Here is a 21,434-nt window from a genome sequence, read left to right as displayed (position 1 = left end):
CCGTCTTTCTTAACCTTATTACTATACCACAAATGCTTAGTGGAATTTGGGTTTAAATCAATAATTACAACGTTAATTTAACAGTTTGAGCCTGCGGTAACGTCAAACCAACAGAGCGCAATTCATCAATTGAAGCTTCCTTGATTTTTCTCAAAGAGCCAAAATGTCTTAATAGCTTATTCCTGCTTTTAGGACCAATACCTTTAATAGAATCAAGTTTACTTGACAGTGCATTTTTGGCATGTGTTTTTCTATGAAAGGTAATAGCAAAGCGGTGTACTTCATCCTGAATTCTAGTCATCAAATAAAAGCCTTGTGATTTAGGATCTAACGGAATTAACTTCAAGGGCACACCATTAATAGGATCACCATACAAAAGATGGTTTGTGCGGTGCTTATTATCTTTAACCATGCCAGCTACCGGAATGTTAAGGTTTAACTCATTTCTTAAAATATCTTCACACGCATCAACCTGAATTTGACCACCGTCCATTAGAATTAAATCCGGCATTGGTTTATGCTCTTTAAGTAATCTGCTGTATCGCCTGCGGACAACCTCACGGGTATTGCGCACTTCATCACCACCATTTTGATGCTCGACTTCGCCCTTTAATTTATATTTCCGGTATGAATTTTTGTCCGGTTCGCCGTCTCTAAAAACTACCAAAGCCGAAACTGGGTCAGCTCCTTGAATATGTGAATGGTCGAAACTCTCAATGACATGACCATAAGGCAACCCCAAGGAATCAAAAATTTCTTTCTGTGCTCCCTTAGTTTTTCTATTGCCTAATTCCAGCAAGCGAAATTTTTCGTCCAGTTTGAGTTTGGCATTGTCTTTTGCCATATTTAATAAGGAACGCTTTTGCCCTCTTTTTGGCGTTCTCACCGGTACGTGTAAAACCTCGCTTAGAGCTTCGTTATCAATTTTGGCAGGCACAAGAACTTCTTTAGGCAGTATTCTATTTCTTTGCCCGTAAAATTGCACAATAAACGAGGAGAATGTGTCTTCAGGATCATTAGTATCAGTTAACGGATACATCCTAGTTTCGCTTCTGAGCAGCTTAGCTTGTCTTAAAAAGAAAATTTGAATGGCAATCCAAGATTTATCAACGTAAAAGTTAAAAATGTCACGTTGTGTATTATCATTAGAAATTATTTTTTGCTTTTCAACGGTTTCTTCAATGTAATTAAGTTGATCGCGAATTTCAGCTGCGCGCTCAAATTCCAGGTTTTGAGATGCAGTTTCCATCCTTTGATTAAGGTCTTTTTTGACCCAACCAATATCACCGTTCAGAAAACTTTTGATCTTTTTGATTTGAGCGGCATAAACTGATTTGGGTACATTTTTAAAGCAGGCGCCAAGGCATTGACCCATATGATAATATAAGCAAGGCCTACCTTGTTTACCATGACAGCGCCTTAACGGAAAAACTTTCTGAATGAATTTGAGTGTAGCCTGAGCAGCGTAAACATTCGGGTAAGGACCAAAATAATAGCCCCCATCTTTTCTAATAATACTAGTTAATTTTGTTTGAGGATCCCGCTCGTTAGTAATCTCAATATAAGGGTAACCTGTACCTTGTTTTAATTGTACATTATAGTATGGCTGATACTTCTTAATTAATGTTACTTCAAGTAAAAATGCTTCCTTATCTGTCGAAACCGTGATGATATCGTAGTCACTAATATTTTCAACTAATTCAGCACGTCTCCCAACCTGAGTACTTTTAAAATAAGAACGTACACGACTTTTCAGATTTTTTGACTTGCCGACATAAATTACTTTACCGTTAACATCCTTCATCAAGTAACAGCCTGGTTTAGCCGGTAATAGTTTTAATTTATTTTCAATTAATTGCGAGGCCAAAAAATCACTCCCTCCAAAATCAGCTATATTATTTTAACATATAATTTACCGTTTGAAATTTGCTTTTGCTCATTAAACACTTTATGCTATTACTTAAATTATTATAATCATTATCTGTTTACTTTACATAAATAATATTATTTAAACTTAGATCAAAAATCTAGCTAGCTACTTAATATTATTTTTATTATAATGAAATCAGGAAGGAATTTAATTATGGGTTTAACATTCAAAAAACAAGATGAACTAGAAAAACTATTCGATAAATTTGCGACAGTGCCAAAAGATAAAAAGAAAAAGTTCACCAAAGACAAAGACGAAAAAGACAAACAAAAGGATAAATAAAAATGGTTCTCCTAAGAGAACCATTTTTTCTTACAAATTTACAGATTTTGTTCAATCCATTGCCACACTTCTTTGACATGTAATTTTTGAACTGAACTAAAAGTAAGGACTTCCACGTTATCATGTTTTAGATCAAGCTTATGACTTAATGCACTGATGACCTGATTTCGCTGATTTTTCTTAATCTTGTCAATTTTTGTGCAAACCACCAAAATCGGTAGATTTAAATAAAGCGCATAATTATACATGGCTATATCATCTTTTGTAGGATCATGGCGACCATCGATTAAAATGATTAAACCTTGCAAGTTTGCTCTGGTTTCCAGATAATCTTGAATCATTTCGCCGAACTGTTGTCTTTTCTTTTGCGAAACTCTGGCATAACCATATCCAGGAACATCAACTAAGTAAAAATCATCATTAACTAGATAAAAATTTAGTGTTTGCGTCTTACCCGGTTGACCCGACGTCCGCGCTAAATTTTTACGGCCTAACAATGTGTTAATTAAGCTTGATTTACCCACATTTGAGCGTCCTGAAAGCGCAATTTCCGGTAAATTATCAGTTGGATATTGTTCCTCTCGGACTGCACTAATAGCGTATGAACTATTTTTAATGATCATTAGCAGCCTTTATTTCCAAATTATCTTCTGGATTATCATCTTCACGGCGAGTTACTTCAGGCTCAGCGTTACTCTCAATTACATCTTTAGTAACTTTTACTTTTTCAATGTCTGGTTCACTTGGCGTTTTATACATGATACCCATCATCGCATTTTCAATTATAGTACGTAAACCACGAGCGCCCATATTACGTTCGATTGCCAAATCAGCTATCGCATTTAAAGCTTCCTCAGTGAACTCTAAGTTGACTTGATCAAGTGACAATAGTTTCTTATATTGTTTGACTAGAGCATTCTTTGGCTCAGTCAAAATTCTTACTAAATCAGCACTGTCAAGTTTATCCAAAGTAGCAATTATAGGTATTCTTCCGATAAATTCCGGAATTAAGCCAAATTTAACCAAGTCACCTGTCGTCAGATGTTCTGTCCAGGAATCATCCTGAACTTTATTCAATTCATTTTCAGCACTAAAACCTATTATTTTTTTGCCCAGACGATTTTTAACGATCTGCTCAATGCCGTCAAAAGCACCACCGACAATAAATAAGATATTCGTAGTGTCAATCTGAATTAATTCTTGCTGTGGATGCTTACGACCACCTTGAGGTGGCACAGAAGCAATTGTACCTTCCAAAATTTTCAGTAAAGATTGTTGTACACCTTCGCCAGAAACATCACGGGTAATCGAGACATTTTCAGACTTTTTAGAAATTTTATCAATTTCATCTATATAAACAATGCCGCGTTCTGCACGCTCAATATCATAATCGGCATTTTGCAATAACTTAAGCAAAATGTTTTCAACGTCTTCACCGACATAACCAGCCTCAGTTAAAGTAGTTGCATCTGCAATAGCAAAAGGCACATCTAATATTTTAGCCAATGTTTGGGCTAAATAAGTTTTTCCTGACCCAGTTGGTCCGATCAAAGCAATATTAGATTTTTGTAATTCGGTTGAAGAATCTACGTCCATTTGGGTGACACGTTTATAGTGGTTATATACAGCAACCGAAAGAATTTTTTTAGCACGTTCTTGCCCAATAACATATTGATCAAGCTGCTTTTTTATTTCCATTGGCTTAGGTAAATCACGTGCCTTTTTTAATGAGTCAGACTTCAATTCATCATCAATAATTCTTTTTGATAAATCCACACACTCATTACAAATATAAACACCATTACCAGCAATCATCTTTTTAACTTGATCTTGTGTTTTATCACAAAAGGAACATTTAATTTCCTCTTGTTGATCAGTAAATTGTGATGCCATCATATTCCTCCTCATATCTTCAACTTTAAGGTTAGCATAAAATAGAGGCTATACATGAATTTTTTGCTCGGAGATAAAATAAAGAGGCAGTATGACACTGCCTCTTTATTTCAGAGATAAATCCTATTTTTTATCAGACTTTTTTTCGTCTTCTTTTATTTTGGATTTTGCAACTTGCTTTGCGCTGTCAGCAACAATGTCAATTGCTTTACGCACATTAATGTCATGAGAAAGCATATCATCAGTCAGAGTATTACGGACAGTCTTTTCGTCCATGTTGTATTCACTGGCTAAGTTCTTAATTTCCTTGTCAATTTCTTCTTTTGAAGCTTTAATTTCTTCTTTTTTGACAATAGCTTCAAGAACCAAGTTAGTTTTTACTCTTTCTTCAGCATCCTTAGCAAATTGTGAGCGTAATTGTGCTTCAGTAGTATTAGTTATCTTGTAATAAGTTTCTGGACTAATACCTTGGCGTTGCATATTTCCTAGATATTGATTCATTTGGGTATTAATATCTTCTTGAATCATTGCATCTGGAATTTTATCAATGGTAGCGTTATTAACAGCACTTTCGATAGCTGCTTGCTCAATTTCTTCTTTTGCAGAATCTTCTTTTTGAGCTTTCAAGTCCTTCTTGATCTTTTCTTTGAGGTCATCAAGGGTATCTACCGAGTCATCTACATCTTTAGCAAATTCATCATCTAATTTAGGTAATTGTTTTGATTTTACTTCATGAATCTTAGTTGCAAAGTGAGCTTCTTTTCCAGCTAAATCTTTTGCACCATAATCTTCAGGGAAAGTTACAACAACATCAACACCATCTCCAGCTTTATGGCCGATCAATTGGTCTTCAAAGCCAGGAATAAATGTGTTAGAGCCTAGTTCAAGCGAGTAATCGTCTGCAGAGCCACCATCAAAAGCTTTATCGTCAATTGTACCCTTGTAGTCAATAGTTACGGTATCGCCCTTAGCTGCAGCACTCTTTTTCAAGACTAATTCAGCATTCTTTTCGCGTTCTTCCTTCAGCTTGGCATCGATATCTTTGGCATAAACGCGAGTATTTTGCTTAGGAACTTCAATTCCCTTGTATTCACCTAATTTAACTTCTGGTTCAACAGTAACTGTGGCTTTCATTTGCCAGTCCTTACCCTTTTCCATTGAAACAGGCAAAATTTGAGGTTGACCAACAGCAGCAACATCAGCTTCTTTGATAGCAGCAGAATATGCTGCTGGTAAAACGATGTTTAATGCGTCTTCATATAATGATTCTTCACCGTAATACTGATCAAAAATAACACGGGAAACGTGTCCTTTTCTAAAGCCCGGGACACGCAGACTATTTTTCACTCTCTTAAATGCTTGATCTAGCCCACGCTTCACTTCAGCTTGGGGAATATCAAAAGTAAGTTCACCGGTAGTTTTATCGGTTTTATTCCATTTTACAGACATTAATTAAATACCTCCAATGTCAAGTTAAATTGCATCGTTACATACTAAATTATCTTACATTAAACGCTCGTAAAAAACAAATTTAGGCAAAAAAAGATGTACTTCTATGAAGAAGTACATCTTTTTAAACTGTCTTTTAACGAACTAGTCAAGAATTTCAGTAACTTGACCAGCACCAACAGTACGACCACCTTCACGGATAGTGAACTTAGTACCCTTTTCAATGGCTGCTGGTTTAATTAAGTTAACAGTAAACTCTGTGTTATCACCAGGCATAACCATTTCAGTACCTTCTGGTAATTCAATTTCACCTGTAATATCAGTAGTGTGGAAATAGAATTGTGGACGGTAGTCTGAGAAGAATGGAGTATGACGTCCTCCTTCTTCCTTCTTCAGTACGTAAACTTGACCCTTAAACTCGTGGTGAGTTTGAATTGAGCCAGGTGCAGCTAGAACTTGTCCACGAACAACTTGGTCACGGTCAATACCACGAAGCAATACACCGACATTATCTCCGGCTTCACCTAAGTCCAAAGTCTTGTGGAACATTTCCAAACCAGTAACAACTGATTTAAGAACTTTATCAACTAAACCAACAATTTCAACTTCATCACCGATCTTAACTGTACCACGGTCAATACGACCAGAAGCAACAGTACCACGACCAGTAATAGTGAAGACATCTTCAACTGGCATTAAGAAAGGCTTGTCAGTTTGACGTTCTGGAGTTGGGATATATTCATCAACTGTATCCATCAACTTCAAAATAACTTCTTCTTGTTCCTTGTCGCCTTGTAATGCCTTCAAAGCTGAGCCACGGATAACTGGAATATCATCACCAGGGTAATCGTATTCAGTTAATAAGTCACGAACTTCCATTTCAACTAAGTCGATCAATTCTGGGTCGTCAACTAAGTCAGTCTTGTTTAAGAAAACAACGATGTAGTTAACACCAACTTGACGAGCAAGCAAAATGTGTTCACGAGTTTGAGGCATAGGACCATCAGTTGCCGCAACAACTAAGATAGCTCCATCCATTTGAGCAGCACCAGTAATCATGTTCTTGATGTAGTCAGCGTGACCTGGGGCATCCATGTGGGCGTAGTGACGATTTTCAGTTTCGTACTCTACGTGAGCGGTATTGATAGTAATACCACGTTCTTTTTCTTCTGGCGCAGCATCGATTTCTGAGTAATCTTCAGCCTTAGCCAAGCCCTTTTCTGATAAAACTTTAGTAATAGCCGCTGTTAAAGTGGTTTTACCATGGTCAACGTGACCGATAGTACCAATGTTTACGTGTGGCTTTGTTCTAACGTAATGTTCTTTTTCTGCCATTAAAATGACCCTCCTGTAAATTTGCAAGAAGTCCGTTGAGTAAGTAACGGATAGTTCTCTGTTGAATATTGTACTACTTTCATTGGCAAATGCCTAGTATTTTAATGCATAGAGCCATGCCTAATGAAAACGTCCTTTGCTATTATACTAAATACTTTGAAAAAGTAAAGGTATTTATCCAATTTTATTCGGATATATTATGATCGATTCTCTCAAACAGTTTTTGATTGCTCCTACCATCTTGGTTTTCAATATATGAAGCAATATCACTGGCAAAACTATCTGGATCATCAACATACTTACTTAGTTTAGGATAAAGACTGCCTAAAATCAAATTTACTTCGCCTAAAACGGCTGGAAGTTGGCTCGGTTTATGATAATATCTCGATCCAATACCAGAAACAACTTCACGATAAATTGGCTCTTTTTCAAGCAAGTCAATTTTTTGCGGGATAAACTCCTCAGTCTGCCCTAACACTAATACCTTGAACTTTTCCTTAATGCCTAAGCGAAATAAATCCTCACATAAAACTATGCGGCTAGCAAAATTCAAGCTAGGATCAATTAGTAAGCTTTGAGCAAAATTTTGGAAGTTAATTAAATCAAGTTTAAAAAGTTGCTCATAGTCAAATTTTGTTGGTTTGCTTTTTCCTTTAAAATTGAGCATTATTTGCTGCTGCTCTTTTAAAGGAACAGGCTGGATTTTATCCGGCAAATCATAACCGGTAATATTTTTAACTTCAAGTGCTTCAATCAAAAAGTTATTCGCCTGTAAAACTTTACTATAAACAGAGAAAACTTGGGCATCAGTAAATAAATCTTTTTCTTCTTTAATTAGTTCATAGGCTGAATAATTCTGCCCATTCTTAATGTACATCTGACAAAGATTGAGAACAATTGTCTCACTGTAGCCATCTCTTAAAGCTTCTTCCAAATATTGAATTGCTTGGGGAAAGTCACCATTTGCTGCAACTTTATTTGCCAAATTAAGCAAATTTTTTTGACTCAACGACGTCATTATTTATCTTTCTTGACAATCCTTTGGCCAGTCTTATTAACATCAACTGGATGATGGGTTTCTTCCTTCGTCTGCTCATTCTTGCTATTTCTTTTTTGCATAGCACGGTGGCGATTCTGATTAACCTCCATTACTACTGGTAAAACCACTGGTCTGCGATTTGTTTTACGATATAAAAACTTTTCCAAATCGTTACGGACATCTTGTTTAATTTCAGTCCAATCAAATTTTTTATGTTCAAAATTGTTGTTAATAGTTTTTTTAATCAATTCAATGCTGTCACGCATTAACTGCTGGTTGGCCTTAATATAAACAAAGCCCCGACTTGTTACCTGTGGTTGAGCTATAATTTTTTTCTTACGCCGGTCAATCGTAACTACAGCAATAAAAATACCATCATCTGACAATACTTCACGATCGCGCAGTACGATGTTGCCAACATCGCCAATACCAGAGCCGTCAATCATTGTATCTTCTCCTGGAACCGGATCAGTCAGGTAAAGTCGTTCTTGGTTAAAATCGTAGCTTAAGCAATCACCATTTTTCGTGATAAAAATATTTTCTCTTTTTAGTCCAGCTCTGATAGCTAAATCTTTATGAACCTCAAGCAGTCTGTATTCACCAATTACAGGAATTAAAAACTGGGGCTTTAAGATGCCAATTAGAAGTTGGAGATCCCTGCCTGTAGCGTGACCACTAGTGTGTTTAGCTTTACCAAGCTGGATAACAGTGCCTCCAGCACGATAAACCAGATCGCTGGTTTGCGCCACAATAGTTTCAACAGAATGCGACGGTGTTGTAGCAATAAAAACCAAATCGCCTTTATGTATTGTGATCATGCTATGGCGCTTTTTAGCCATTTTTTGCAAGGAATTTAAAGGTTCTCCCATTTGACCCGTTTCAAGAATGACGGTTTTTTCATCAGGAGTTTCTTTTAAATTTTTAACCCGCATTAACAGACCTTTAGGAACTGTTAGATAACCCAAGCTCATAGCTGTTCGCACTATTTTAGCTAAGTCTCTACCTGTCAATAAAACACGTCTACCAGTTTTATGAGCGGCATTTAATACTTCTTGAATTCTGATTAAATTGGAGGCTTTAGCCGCTACAATTACTCTGCCCTTGGCATTACGAAAAACATTCGTTACATAATCCCCAATATCCTGTTCTGCAACGTTAGGAAGTGATGCTTCAGCATTGGAAGAATCACTTAACAGTGCCAATACCTTTTTATGTGCTATTTCTGCTAAACGATCCAGATCCGTGCGGTATTTGGGTGCTGCTGAAGGATCAAATTTGAAATCTCCTGTGTAAACAACTTCACCTGCAGGGGTATGCACATCAATTCCCAAAGAGTCAGGAATAGAGTGTGTTGTAGGGAAAAATGAGATATTAGCATTCTTAAATTCAATCTCAGTATCTGCATCGATCACATGAAAAAGACTATTTTTGCAACGTTTGTTTTCGCGTTTAACAGTAATCTTGGCTAGTTCAATTGTTAGTTGTGAGCCAAAAACGGGTATGTCATATTGACGTAAAATATAAGGCAAAGCGCCGATAGAATCAGCATGTCCGTGTGTTAAAAAGATGCCGACAACCTGATCGCCGTATTGTTCAAAAAAGTCCAGATCTGGAATAACCAAATCAATTCCAAACAACGTACTATCAGGATATTTAAGACCGGCATCAAGAACAAAAATTTCATCATTAACTTGAACGGCGAACATGTCTTTTCCTTGCTCACGAACACCGCTCAGAATCATAATTTTAACTTGATCAGTCATTATATTTCCTTTTCTTTATATTTCCTTTTCTTTAATTTTCTATTCAGTTGTTATTTAGGGATCGTGTGATCACAACGTAAAAAGTATCTTTTTTTATTCTAGCATAAAATAGCAGTTTGACAAAAATAAAAAAGCCAGTTCAAAACTTTGAACCAGCTTTTTGACATTTCAAATGAAATTAACGACGTAAACCTAATTTCTTAATTAATTCACGATAACGATTAATATCCTTATTCTGTAAATAACGAAGCAAGTTACGACGGTGACCAATTTTCTTTAACAAACCAACATAAGAGTGGTGATCATGTGAGTGATTTCTCATATGCTCAGTCAGATTGTTAATATCAGTAGTCAAGATTGCAACTTGAACTTCAGTTGAACCAGTGTCACCTTCGTGAGTCGCAAAATTTTTAATTATTTCATCTTTTTCTGCTTTTGAAATTGCCATTATTTTTCACCTTTCACTAGAATAATTGCCGTTAACAACGTTAACCGTCAGGTGTGAGCGCGCAAACAGCGTTAACGGTTCACAACAATAGTATAATACAGACAATTTTTTTAAAAAGCAAGTATAATTTATCTTGCATCTGCATTTATCTTTCAGTATAATCTATAAAGTAGAATTACGATTGATGGAGGTGAATTTTTATGCCACAAATTAAATCAGCTATTAAGCGTGTTAAGACTCAAGATGCTACTAGAAAGCGCAATGCCGCTCAAATGAACAAATTAAGAACTGCTATTAAGAAGTTCAAGACTGCTCAAGCAGCTGGTGCTGAGAACGCCTCCGAATTACATGTAGAAGCAGCTCGTGCATTAGATAAGGCCGCTTCCAAAGGTCTTATTCACAAAAATAAAGCTAACCGTGATAAGAGTCGTTTAGCAAAACTTGCAAAATAATGATCTTGATTATTGATAATCAAAAAAGACAGAAATGAATATCATTTCTGTCTTTTTTTGCTGTAAATATCAAACACTCAGGATAAAAAGTCTTAAAAAATTCTCACTGCGATATTGTCCGTTTTTATAATTAAAATCAAGTTTAATGGCTTCTTGTAATAATTTTTCTAATTTTTGTAAACCTATGTTATTCCTGAGAGCCACCTTAACTCGAAATGGGTGTACACCTAACTCACGCACAATTTCTGCCTCACTTCTCCCTCTGGATTGCAACACCTTTACCACCAAAATAAACTCTATTTGGTTTTCAAAAACAGCTAAAAGCTGCACTGGACTGTTACCATTATGTAGTTGATTATCTAAACGTGTTAGTGCTTCTTGATAATTTTTCCTTAAAGCAACTTCTAAAATAGCGAATATATTTTGTGCTAGTGACAAATCAGTGTTCTTTTCAACTAATGCAGTTGTGATTTTCTGATCGATTGCCGCCATTTTCAGTTTATTGTAGTTACTCAAAACCGTATCCAGCACTTGATCGCTACGCTCTAAAAGCAATTTAAGGGCATCGTCTGTTATTTGGTATTTTTCACTTGTAATCAGTCCTCTGACTACTTTTTTCAGTTCATAAGGCTTTACTTGGGCTTCCACGACGTTAAAATTCTGCGTAATAATTTTAGTTATTTTCTTGCGCCGATCCAGTTTTTCATATGACGCTACCATTATTATCACATCATCCAGTTGGGAACTATTTTCAAAAATATTTTGTAATTGCTCAACTTGTTTATGATATTTTTGTGGTACTTTAGCGGTCATAAAAAAAGGGTTCTTAACGGTCAGCACTTTTTTTTGACTAAAAAGGCTCGATTCAGTGAGAGCTGCAATTAAATTATCTAATCCATCTGTTTCACAATCAACCATTACCCTTTCATAGTCTGAGAATTGTTCTTCCTGCAGATAGGATTTAGCAAGATAATCGTTTAAAAAAGTATCAGACCCACTAATAAGCGTATTTAGAGTGTTTTGTTGGGAATTCTTAAATAAAGAAAGTAACGTCATTTTTTTGCCACCGGTAAAAATTGTTTAAATTTTGGCTTCATTAATCCGCCATAGTTCCAAGTTATCATACCACAGTCCTGAGTGGAAGCCCATGAGATATGTTGGTTTTGCAGCGTTCCAATTGTTTCTTCATGTGGATGGCCAAACCTATTATGACGTCCGGCAGATACAAAAACTCTTTCCGGCTGTAAAGCCTTTAAAAAATCCGGATTGGAAGCTGTCCGACTGCCATGATGACCTAATTTAAAGTAATCTGCGTGTAAATGGTACTTAGACATGATTTCTGCTTCCCCTGCTTGACCGAGATCGCCTGTAAACAACCACTGCTTACGGGCTAATTTAAATGTTAATGACAAAGAATCCTCATTTTTGCCAGTACCCGGCTTAAACGGGTAAACAATTGCAAAAGAAATATCTGGATATTTAACATTTTGCCCAGCTAATAATTGCACAACCTGCTTTTTACCAATGCGCGAGGCAATCCGTTTACGAAAGGAAGGATTGTCTAGAAGTCCTTGAGCCATGTATAATTTTTTTACCTTAACTTGATCCAGCAATGGTCCCAAGTCTCCCACATGATCTGCATCTTGATGACTTAAAAATATACCATCAATCTTGCTTATTCCCTGTGCTTTTAAAAATGGAATTGTAATTTTATTAACTTGCGGAGTTACTTTTTTACCGTTAAAGTTTAATTTCCCACCAACATCAATCAGAAAAACGCGTCTAAATAAGGGAGTAGATATTAATATGCTGTCCCCTTGACCGACATCAATAAATGTTACCTGTCCTTGCAACGGAAAATGGATGCTGAGAAAGACTATTAAATAAAAGAACAAGGTGCCTTTCAAAAGATATTTTTTAAATTTAATGCTAAAAGTTTGTTCATTAATAGCCACTAATAATGCAGAAGTTAGTAAGAGCAAAAATAAACACTGCCACCAATTGATTTTACCAAAAGTAAATAATCCGATCTGAGTTTTAGAAAACAGCGCAATTAATTGCTCACCCTTTCCTAATATTCCTTCTAACAACCAACTCAAATGCGGCGTTATTTTAAATACCATTAAATTTAAAAATGTCATCGGCAGCACAACCCAATTAAAATAAGGCACAATAATCAGATTAAAGATAACCGTTAGAAAATTAAACTGGAAGAAATAAAACAATAATAAAGGTAAAAGGAGCAAGTTTAAAGCAACAGATTGCTTAAAGTTCGTCATTTTATTTGTTAATTCTAATCCTAGTGCCAAGATGTAACTTAATAATGCACCAGTACCGAGCATTAAACGCGGATTAATAAGCAAATGAATTATCGCCGTCAGCCCTAACAAATCTGGTTTATTAATTTGCAATTTATTTAAAGTTAAAATCTTGCCAATAATATAAGTCAAACTTGCTCTCACAAAACCTGCTTGACCATTACAAAGAAATATCCCTACCAGCAAAATGAGTAAACAAAAACAAAAGGCTTCATTTTCAGTCAACTTAAAAAAATAACAAATCGTACTAATTACGAGGGTATAAATACCAACATGTAAGCCTGAAATACTCAAAATATGAATGACACCAAGATCGCGATAATTGTTTAAGATCGGTTGAAAATCTTGACTGGGGTTTTCCCCTAAGAGCAGTTCATAACTGAAAAAAGAAAGTATAGGTGGCATTTTATGCAAGTATGTCTTTAAACGATAGCGTAAATAATGTAAATAATTCCAAAACCCTCTTTTTTCTACTGTAAGATTGCAACTAGTCAATTTGACTTGTTGAGTAATGTTCTTGCTGCGATAAAAAGAGCGTAAATCAAATTGTCCGTAATTAGAAGCAGGCTCAATTCGACTTACCTCACCAGCCAAATGAGAAAAAGTAATTTGATAACCCTGAGCAATTTTTCTAAGCTGATTAGGAGTTAATTTTCCCGAAATTAAAATTCTGCCGCCCGGTGCTTTTGCCTCAGCGGAAAACCAATCATCCGAAATTTTAACCTGATCAGGATAAACGTCGACAGTGGCATGAGGCGTCAGCATAAATTTCGTTTCTTTGTTATCGACATGGAAAATAATCGCCATCAAAAATACTGACAGTAAAATAAACCATTTTAGGTTGGTAAATTTATAAAATAATAGTAATGTTAAAAAGCTAATCAAAGCATAACAGACCAATTTTTGCGTTACAGTTTGTTTTTGAAAAATAATAAAACTTAAACCAATTAATAAAAGTCCTAATAATAAGAAAAAGCCTGGTCTGAGAATGCTAAATTTCCAGTTGATCCTTAAGTCCTGCAAAAGTTTTGTCTCCTATTCCAGAAACTTGTTTAAGTTCGTCAACTGCTTTAAACTGGCCATTTTCTTGCCGGTAACTAATAATTTGCTGAGCCTTTTTTTCACCTATGCCATTCAGTTTTTGTAATTGAGCTGCATCCGCTGTGTTAATATTGACTTTATTATTTTCAGCTACACTTGTATCGCTCGCCACTTCAGCTGAATTTGGTTCAGCACTGTCTGAAGAATAGGATTCAACGATCGCCTTTTTAGTGATCTTTTCACCTTTATAGGGAATACGAATTTTATCCTGATCATTCAAAATTAGTGCCCGATTAACATTTTTGATTTGGGCATTGGTTTTTAATCCGCCTGCAGCAGTGATTAGCTCATTTAAGCGAGCTCCTTTTTTTAACGTATAAACACCTTGATTTTTGACTGCACCAGAAATATCACACGTAACATTTTGCGGTTTATCAATTACTTGTTTTTTTGCGGCGGCTTTTACCTGTTCTTTATCATTCTCGTCATTATCAAGGCTTTCTTTATTGGCAAAGGCAGCACTTTTATCCTCATTAAAATCAATCAATTCATCTTTTTGCGTCTCTTTTCTTGTCCAAATGACAATAATTAAAACTAGCAAAACAAGTCCCACGACAAAATAGAGTTTGTATTGTGCAATAAAATTTTTAACTTTTTCCCAATCCATTGTTTTCAACTCCCAATTTTAAGTACGAAAAAAGCTCAAAAAATTTTGAGCTTTTTATACTTTATTTGAAATTTTTACGTAAATAATTGAGAGCATCATCAAAAGTACGAACAGGAACAATTTTCATTTTTGTTCCGATCTGTTTAGCTGTCTTTTTGGCGACGACATAATTATTGGCGCTCTTTTTCAATCCACCAGTATCAGTAGGGGCAAAGAATACTTCGGCACCTGCCTTATCTGCAGCAACCACTTTTTTATCTACTCCACCAATGATGCCGACTTTTCCAGAAGGAGTAATAGTGCCTGTGCCAGCAATTTTATGACCCTTTGCTAAATGTTCACCCGAGAAGATTTCATAACTAGTCAGCGTAAACATCAAACCTGCAGACGGTCCACCAATATCGCCTGCATTAATAGTTAACTTGGGCTTGGTTTCAACTTTAGTATGCTCAACTAATTGAATACCAATACCTGGCTTCCCTGTTCCCTTGACTTTAACGATTTTACCGGTAAAAGCAATTTTTTTCTGCTCTCTGAGAACTGTTATCTGTACTTTTGAGCCGATTTTTCTCTTTTGCAGGTAATTGATCATTTCTGCAGTAGAACGGAATCTATGACCGTTAGCGCCTAAAACAGTATCACCAATTTGCAATTTTTTTCTAAAACTCGAACCTTTTTGTACTTGCATTACATAAACGCCTTGATAATGCAACTTAGGCTTAAGTCCAGCTTTCTTAGCAGCACAATAAATAGCATTTTGCTGACTGGTTTCCATATACCAATTTTGCAGTTCTTGATACTGGCTATTTGTGGCGCTGCCTAACAGTTCTTCTTTGGGAACCCGGCTAACATGTTTTTGAGTAAAACTAAAAAGGTATTGCCATACTGAAGCTGGCTGACTAGTTTCACTTACTGTAACCAAATAAAAGTTATTAGGTGCCTTTGAGTTGCTACGCATAAATTGTCCTGTAGACACTGCGCTACCGGGCATTTCAATATAATAATTGGTTGGCCAATTTAAGCCAATAAATATTACAGCGACTGTTAGAATTAACAGGAGGAACTTATTTAGTCTACTCCTTTTTTTGGTCGATTTTTTTGGTTCATTCATCTTTTTCTTTACCTATTTTTTTCCTAATTGCTGCAGCTGCTTTAGCAGGTAAAAATGATTTGGTATCACCATTAAAATTAGCAATTTCTTTCACAATGCTAGACGCAACAAAACTATTCTCTGGTTTGGTAAAAAATAGAACAGTAGTTACATCTGGTGCTATTTCTTTATTCATTTCCGCTATTTGTTGTTCATATAAAAAATCAGCGTTGTTTCTGACGCCCCGAATAATAACATTAGCTTGAAGATCATGAGCAACATCAACCGTTAAACTATTCGGCCTTAACAGAACCGTCACATTTTTTTCCTCTTTGACGGCATCCTGTGCCAAGGATTGTCTCTCCTTTTCAGTAAAAAGATATTTCTTGGCCGTATTAGTCATTATTACAACATAAATTTGATCAAAAATCTTGGCAGCTTGCTGAATAATATCAACATGACCATTTGTCAATGGATCAAAACTTCCTGGAAAAATAGCGGTACTCATTAATTTTCCTTTCGATAAAAGCGCACAATAGTCTTACCTAAATGTTTTTCCTGCATTAACTTAAAGCCTTCAATCTGAACTAATTCAGTTTTATCATCAGTTTCCGCCACCACAATGGCTTCTGGGCTTAATAAAGTTAATTTAAGCATTTTTTTCATATCAGACACAATGTGTTGCTTGGCATAAGGCGGATCTAAAAAAACTAAATCGAATTTTTGCCCGTCACCTGCTAGCTTATTTAGAGCAACATTACTTGGCATTTTATAGATAGAAAAGCGATCAGGTTCTTTAGTAAGAGCAACATTTTTACGAATTATTTCTACGGCCTGATAATTAATATCAACTATTACAGCATGGTGACATCCCCTTGAAACTGCTTCAATTCCTAAGGCTCCGCTTCCACCGTAAAGGTCTAAGACGTTGCCCCCTGAAAAAAACTGACCTAGTGCGTTAAAAAGTGATTCTTTAACTTTATCACTTGTTGGTCTGGTTTTTTGACTCTTAAGAGTGTATAAATTGCGCTTGGCGTATTTACCAGAAATAATTCTCATAACAATTGTTCCATATCTTCCTGTGTTTCTTGTAACTTCTTTTCAGCTTGGACAGCCAAATCACTTATTTGTTTTTCAATATGATCACTTGAAAGATCAATCTGATCCCAACTTGATTTCGTAACTTGATCGACAAAATCAAGTGCGTTTAGTTCCTCCCTAATTTGATCAACATCCTTTTGATTAACATATAAAATGCAGTAAGCACATTTTTTGGAGAAATAAACTATATCCCCATAACGTCGTAATTTGTATTGATTGTTAACAGACTTTAAATAAACAATCAAACTCTGTCTTTGATTAATATTTTTATGTTCCAAATCTTTTTCAATACTCATTTAAGTTCTTCTTTCTCTTTTTTAATTCGTTCATTAGCAGAAATATTTAACACAATACCAATTGCAGCTGAAAGGACGAGCAAAGATGAGCCACCATAAGAAATAAAAGGTAGAGTAACACCCGTGATGGGCAATAAGCCTAAAACAGCTCCCACGTTAAAAAATGTTTGGGTAAAAATAATTGTGGCAATGCCAAAACAAACCAGTGCGTTGAATTGAGAAGATGCCTTGTTGCCAACTTCCATTATGCTAAATATCAGGTAAAATATCAGTCCTAAAACCAGTAAAGCTCCTATTACCCCAATTTCTTCGGCAATAATAGCCAGAATAAAATCAGTATATGGTTCAGGAAGGTAGCCCCTTTTTTGCATACTGTTTCCTAACCCAACGCCAAGTAGACCACCATTATGAATAGCATAATATGAATTAACTAATTGTGCTCCGCCTTTTTGCTCTAATTCAAATGGATGGAGAAAGGAGAGAAAACGCCGGTACTGGTAACTTTCCTGCAAAAATTCTGGATTCCACTTGATTATCAAAAATACTAACAAAAAGACACTGATGCCGATTCCAATCAGACAAAGCACAGCGTTTTTAGCAGGGACACCTGAAACAGAAAACATCACAATCACTATCATTGCTAGTACTGCAGTACCGCCAAAGTCTGGTTCAATAATAACTAAAAACATCATAAATGCTGCTAAGATAGCCGGTCTAGAGAGGTTTTGAATAATGTGCCCCTTCTTAAAGGACCCATCATGGCGGTCTAAAAAATACGCTAAATAGATTACTAGGGACAGCTTGGCTATTTCAAGAGGTTGTATTTTGATAATTTTCAAATCAATCCAGCCAACTGAGCCGTTAACAGCAGCTGCAGATCCTTTGAAAAGTTTTAAACAGATCAGATAAAACAACATTAAAAGACAAATCACTAAAAAGCCGGCAACAAATCTACGACTTTTGAAAATGCCTAATTTTAAAAAAAAGCACAGAGCACCAACCAAAAAAATTGCGCAAAACGCGTATATTGCTTGTCGAATACCATAGATAGCTGGATTGAAGCCATTTACCAATAAAATATCAGAACTGGCCGAATAAACCATCACTATGCCAAAAACAACCAATAATATATAAGGCACCAAAATATTATAATTTAAATGGTGAAGTTTTTGTCGCACAAGTTGACCTCTTCCCTGTGATTAATACACGTTCATTATAAAGCATTATAAAACAAAAAGGGCACTACTTCATCAGTGAGTGCCCTTCTTAAATAATTTATTTATTTTTATTGCGTCTCTTATCAGCTTTTTGCCGCTCAGAAGTGTTCAGGATTTTCTTTCTTAATCTGACGGATTCTGGTGTTACCTCACAGTATTCATCATCATTTAAAAATTCGATGGCTTCTTCTAGAGTTAAAGTCTTTGGAGTTCTAATTGCAGCGGCATGGTCCTTACCCGCAGCACGAGTATTAGTCAAGTTTTTACCCTTAATGACATTAACAGCAATATCACGATCACGTGATGATTGGCCGACAATCATTCCTTCATATACTTCAACACCGGCACCAATGAATAGTTCTCCACGTTGCTCAACTGTCTGTAAAGAGTAAGTAGTTGATTTGCCTTGGCTAATTGACACAAGTGCACCGTTTTGACGGCCCGGCTCCCAGTTTTTCACAACTGGTTTATATGAATCAAAGCTGTGGTTCATAATACCATAGCCACCTGTTTGAGACATAAATTCATTGTTATAACCAATTAAGCCACGGGAAGGAACCAAAAAGTCTAAGCGAGTTTGATTATTGCCCGTTGAAGCCATATTTTTCATTTCACCTTTTCTTTGAGAAAGTGAATCAATTACTGAACCAACATACTCATCAGGTGTATCAACTTGCACAGCTTCAAATGGTTCACACATTTTGCCGTCAATTTCGCGGTAAATAACCTTTGGTCTTGACAGTTGCAATTCAAAACCTTCACGACGCATTTCTTCGACTAAAATCGAAAGGTGCAGTTCACCACGACCAGAAACAGTCCAGGCGTTTAATTGATCAGTAGGCTCAACTCTTAATGAGACATCAGTCCGAGTTTGCTTGATTAAACGGTCTTCCAGTTTCTTAGGCGTAACCTTGTCACCTTCACGTCCTGAGAAAGGAGAATCATTGGCAACAAAATCCATTTGCAAGGTTGGCGGATCAATTTTCAGAATTGGCAATGCCTCAGGATTCTCTGCCGATGCAATAGTTTCACCAACAAAAATATCGTTAATACCGCTGATAGCAATTATATCGCCAGCTTTTGCCTCAGTGATTTCATTACGCTTCAAGCCGAAGAAACCAAATAATTTGGTAACTCTAAAGTTTTGAGTAGAACCGTCACGTTTCATAACTGTGATGTTGTCACCGACTTTGACCCGACCACGGTAAACTCGGCCAACGCCAATTCGGCCAACATAATCGTCCCAGTCAAGCATTGTAATTTGGAATTGCAGAGGCTCATCAGAATTATCAATTGGTGCAGGAATAGATTTGATAATCGTATCAAATATAGGATTCATAGTCTCTTCCTGCTTGGCCGGATCTGGATCGTATGAGGACGTACCATTTAATGCAGAAGCATAAACAACTGGGAAATCTAATTGTTCATCGTTTGCACCTAACTCAATGAATAATTCCAAAACTTCATCAAGAACTTCTTTTGGACGAGCACCTGGACGGTCAATTTTATTAATAACTACAATAGGCTTAACCCCAGCTTCTAATGCCTTTTTAAGTACGAAACGAGTTTGCGGCATAGTTCCTTCATAGGCATCTACTAGAAGCAAGGCACCATCAACCATATGCATAATACGTTCAACTTCGCCACCAAAATCGGCATGTCCCGGAGTATCCAAGATATTGATTGTAGTATCGCCATATTTAACCGCAGTGTTTTTGGATAAAATAGTAATACCACGTTCGCGCTCAATATCGTTTGAGTCCATTGCCCGATCTTCCAGAGCCATATGTTCAGGGAGAGTGTCGGATTGCTTCAATAATTGGTTAACCAAAGTAGTTTTACCATGGTCAACGTGAGCTATGATAGCTATATTCCTAATATCGTTTCTTCTTTTCTCTGACAAAAGTAATTCCTCCTCCACTCCTCAATAAAAAAACTGTGACCATGTCACAGTTTCGGCGGCACGTCAAAAACATGCTAATCGAAGTGTTTCATATCTGTATATTTACGCTCATTGATTTTACCACCTAACTATATACTGGTCAACGTTTATCCCTCTTTTTCAAATTAAAAATTTAGTATAGAATAAAAAGCAGACAAATTAGTTTACTTTATGTTACAAATATAACTATAAACTTTTATGAAAGAGTGAATTTAATTGATATTAATGAAAGATATTACCCGGGATGGTAATCCTGTGTTACGTAAAGTCGCTAAACCATTGACTTTTCCTTTAAGTGAACACTACAAAAACTTAGCTAAAGAAATGATGGAGTATCTTGTTAACTCTCAAGATCCTAAAATTGCCGCAAAACACCAACTAAGAGCGGGTGTAGGCTTAGCAGCTCCGCAGGTAGGTGAAAGTGTCCAAATGGCTTCACTATTAGTTCCTAACGATAAGGGTGATATAATTTTTAAGGAAACTTTTGTTAATCCCGAAATATTGTCTGAATCTGTTAGGCAAGCATGTCTCAGTGAAGGTGAAGGCTGCTTAAGTGTTGATAAGGTAATTGACGGGTATGTCCCTAGACCTGACAAGCTAAAGGTCCACTACTACACTGTCTCCGGAGAAGAAAAAACCGTACGCTTAAAAGATTATCCTGCAATTGTAGCATCCCATGAAATCGAACATTTACGGGGACATCTGTTTTATGATCGCATTAATAAGGAAGATCCTTTCAAACTGGATGATGATACTGTTATAATTTATTAATTGTTTTAAAAATATTTAAGCCGTCTTTTTTGATTTGACGGTTTTTTTAATAAAGCTACTAGAACTTGATTCTATACTTGATTTCTTATGTATGGTAGAATTTTATTAGCTATTGGGTACTTTTTGTTATCCAAAATATGAACGTTTTATAAACTGAATAAGGAGAATACAAATATGATCTACAAAGTTTTGTATCAAAAAGACAAGGTTGTCAACCCTAGACGGGAGACAACCAAGACTCTTTACCTTGAAGCCGATAATATGGTGGCAGCAAGGACTATGGTTGAGGAGAATACCCCCTATAATATTGAACTCATCCAAGAATTGGCCGGAAATTCGCTAACTTACGAAAAAGAACATGCCGACTTTAAATTGACCTCTTTTGAGAGTAAGAAGTAGT

The 21,434-nt window shown here is 36.1% G+C and carries 21 protein-coding genes; 4 read left to right on the top strand and 17 right to left on the bottom strand.

The features are described from left to right. Positions 1–64 precede the first annotated feature (64 nt). Positions 65–1,867 (bottom strand): excinuclease ABC subunit UvrC, encoded by a 1,803-nt coding sequence (uvrC, locus tag DLD54_RS04130; RefSeq protein WP_109918332.1) that lies wholly within the window; start codon positions 1,865–1,867, stop codon positions 65–67. 216 nt (positions 1,868–2,083) lie between these two features. Between uvrC and DLD54_RS08910 the strand changes: the two genes are divergently transcribed. Beyond that, positions 2,084–2,212 carry an SPJ_0845 family protein gene (locus tag DLD54_RS08910; protein ID WP_255409528.1) on the top strand — a complete coding sequence of 43 codons (129 nt, stop codon included), beginning with the start codon at positions 2,084–2,086 and terminating at the stop codon, positions 2,210–2,212. A 38-nt stretch (positions 2,213–2,250) separates the two neighbouring features. Here the strand turns inward: DLD54_RS08910 and yihA are convergent, their stop codons facing one another. The 7 genes from yihA to rpsO all read right to left on the bottom strand — a co-directional run bounded on the left by yihA (position 2,251) and on the right by rpsO (position 10,139). Next, on the bottom strand, positions 2,251–2,835 hold the full coding sequence (gene yihA, locus DLD54_RS04125) for a ribosome biogenesis GTP-binding protein YihA/YsxC (protein WP_038522442.1): 585 nt from the start codon (positions 2,833–2,835) through the stop codon (positions 2,251–2,253). Next, complete coding sequence (gene clpX, locus DLD54_RS04120) at positions 2,825–4,105, bottom strand: ATP-dependent Clp protease ATP-binding subunit ClpX (protein WP_109918331.1); 1,281 nt, start codon at positions 4,103–4,105, stop codon at positions 2,825–2,827. Before clpX ends, yihA begins: the two co-directional genes overlap by 11 nt. 123 nt (positions 4,106–4,228) lie before the next feature. Next, positions 4,229–5,554 (bottom strand): trigger factor, encoded by a 1,326-nt coding sequence (gene tig / locus DLD54_RS04115; RefSeq protein ID WP_109918330.1) that lies wholly within the window; start codon positions 5,552–5,554, stop codon positions 4,229–4,231. Between the two features lie 144 nt (positions 5,555–5,698). Next, positions 5,699–6,889, bottom strand: a complete 1,191-nt coding sequence (tuf, locus tag DLD54_RS04110; protein ID WP_038522433.1) for an elongation factor Tu — start codon at positions 6,887–6,889, stop codon at positions 5,699–5,701. Positions 6,890–7,073: 184 nt separating this feature from the next. Then, positions 7,074–7,907 (bottom strand): tetratricopeptide repeat protein, encoded by an 834-nt coding sequence (locus tag DLD54_RS04105; RefSeq protein ID WP_109918329.1) that lies wholly within the window; start codon positions 7,905–7,907, stop codon positions 7,074–7,076. Then, entirely contained in the window at positions 7,907–9,691 is a 1,785-nt protein-coding gene (locus DLD54_RS04100; protein WP_046327068.1) for a ribonuclease J, read from the bottom strand. Before DLD54_RS04100 ends, DLD54_RS04105 begins: the two co-directional genes overlap by 1 nt. Before the next feature lie 178 nt (positions 9,692–9,869). After that, a complete protein-coding gene (gene rpsO / locus DLD54_RS04095) occupies positions 9,870–10,139 on the bottom strand; it encodes a 30S ribosomal protein S15 (protein ID WP_038522425.1) in 270 nt (89 codons plus the stop codon). 200 nt (positions 10,140–10,339) lie between these two features. On the opposite strand from rpsO, the gene rpsT reads away from it, so the two are divergent. After that, positions 10,340–10,591: a 30S ribosomal protein S20 gene (gene rpsT / locus DLD54_RS04090; RefSeq protein ID WP_038522422.1), complete on the top strand. Its 252-nt coding sequence runs from the start codon at positions 10,340–10,342 to the stop codon at positions 10,589–10,591. A 69-nt stretch (positions 10,592–10,660) separates the two neighbouring features. Here the strand turns inward: rpsT and holA are convergent, their stop codons facing one another. From holA to typA, 9 genes are all read right to left on the bottom strand, one after another. After that, positions 10,661–11,647 (bottom strand): DNA polymerase III subunit delta, encoded by a 987-nt coding sequence (holA, locus tag DLD54_RS04085; RefSeq protein WP_109918328.1) that lies wholly within the window; start codon positions 11,645–11,647, stop codon positions 10,661–10,663. Beyond that, positions 11,644–13,932, bottom strand: a complete 2,289-nt coding sequence (locus DLD54_RS04080; protein WP_109918327.1) for a DNA internalization-related competence protein ComEC/Rec2 — start codon at positions 13,930–13,932, stop codon at positions 11,644–11,646. The genes holA and DLD54_RS04080 overlap by 4 nt, the downstream gene beginning before the upstream one ends. Beyond that, on the bottom strand, positions 13,901–14,617 hold the full coding sequence (locus DLD54_RS04075; RefSeq protein ID WP_109918326.1) for a ComEA family DNA-binding protein: 717 nt from the start codon (positions 14,615–14,617) through the stop codon (positions 13,901–13,903). The genes DLD54_RS04080 and DLD54_RS04075 overlap by 32 nt, the downstream gene beginning before the upstream one ends. A gap of 61 nt (positions 14,618–14,678) precedes the next feature. Then, the gene (locus DLD54_RS04070) at positions 14,679–15,728 is read right to left on the bottom strand and encodes a SepM family pheromone-processing serine protease (RefSeq protein ID WP_109918325.1); all 1,050 of its coding nucleotides are present in this window, start codon (positions 15,726–15,728) and stop codon (positions 14,679–14,681) included. Next, positions 15,721–16,215, bottom strand: a complete 495-nt coding sequence (gene coaD / locus DLD54_RS04065) for a pantetheine-phosphate adenylyltransferase (RefSeq protein ID WP_109918324.1) — start codon at positions 16,213–16,215, stop codon at positions 15,721–15,723. The genes DLD54_RS04070 and coaD overlap by 8 nt, the downstream gene beginning before the upstream one ends. Then, positions 16,215–16,766: a 16S rRNA (guanine(966)-N(2))-methyltransferase RsmD gene (rsmD, locus tag DLD54_RS04060; protein WP_109918323.1), complete on the bottom strand. Its 552-nt coding sequence runs from the start codon at positions 16,764–16,766 to the stop codon at positions 16,215–16,217. Before rsmD ends, coaD begins: the two co-directional genes overlap by 1 nt. After that, positions 16,763–17,104, bottom strand: coding sequence for a DUF2129 domain-containing protein (locus DLD54_RS04055; RefSeq protein ID WP_109918322.1), 342 nt, complete (start codon positions 17,102–17,104; stop codon positions 16,763–16,765). Before DLD54_RS04055 ends, rsmD begins: the two co-directional genes overlap by 4 nt. Continuing rightward, entirely contained in the window at positions 17,101–18,282 is a 1,182-nt protein-coding gene (locus DLD54_RS04050; protein ID WP_109918321.1) for an FtsW/RodA/SpoVE family cell cycle protein, read from the bottom strand. Before DLD54_RS04050 ends, DLD54_RS04055 begins: the two co-directional genes overlap by 4 nt. Positions 18,283–18,379: 97 nt before the next feature. Continuing rightward, positions 18,380–20,224 (bottom strand): translational GTPase TypA, encoded by a 1,845-nt coding sequence (gene typA, locus DLD54_RS04045; RefSeq protein WP_109918320.1) that lies wholly within the window; start codon positions 20,222–20,224, stop codon positions 18,380–18,382. Between the two features lie 255 nt (positions 20,225–20,479). Here typA and def point away from each other — a divergent pair, with 255 nt between their 5' ends. Continuing rightward, on the top strand, positions 20,480–21,034 hold the full coding sequence (gene def, locus DLD54_RS04040; RefSeq protein ID WP_109918319.1) for a peptide deformylase: 555 nt from the start codon (positions 20,480–20,482) through the stop codon (positions 21,032–21,034). 174 nt (positions 21,035–21,208) lie between these two features. After that, positions 21,209–21,433: a DNA-dependent RNA polymerase subunit epsilon gene (locus tag DLD54_RS04035; protein ID WP_109918318.1), complete on the top strand. Its 225-nt coding sequence runs from the start codon at positions 21,209–21,211 to the stop codon at positions 21,431–21,433. Position 21,434: the final 1 nt, after the last annotated feature.

It is taken from the genome of Lactobacillus helsingborgensis, from assembly GCF_003173695.1.
Taxonomy (GTDB): domain Bacteria; phylum Bacillota; class Bacilli; order Lactobacillales; family Lactobacillaceae; genus Lactobacillus; species Lactobacillus helsingborgensis.
This window is presented reverse-complemented; position numbering and strand designations above follow the sequence as displayed.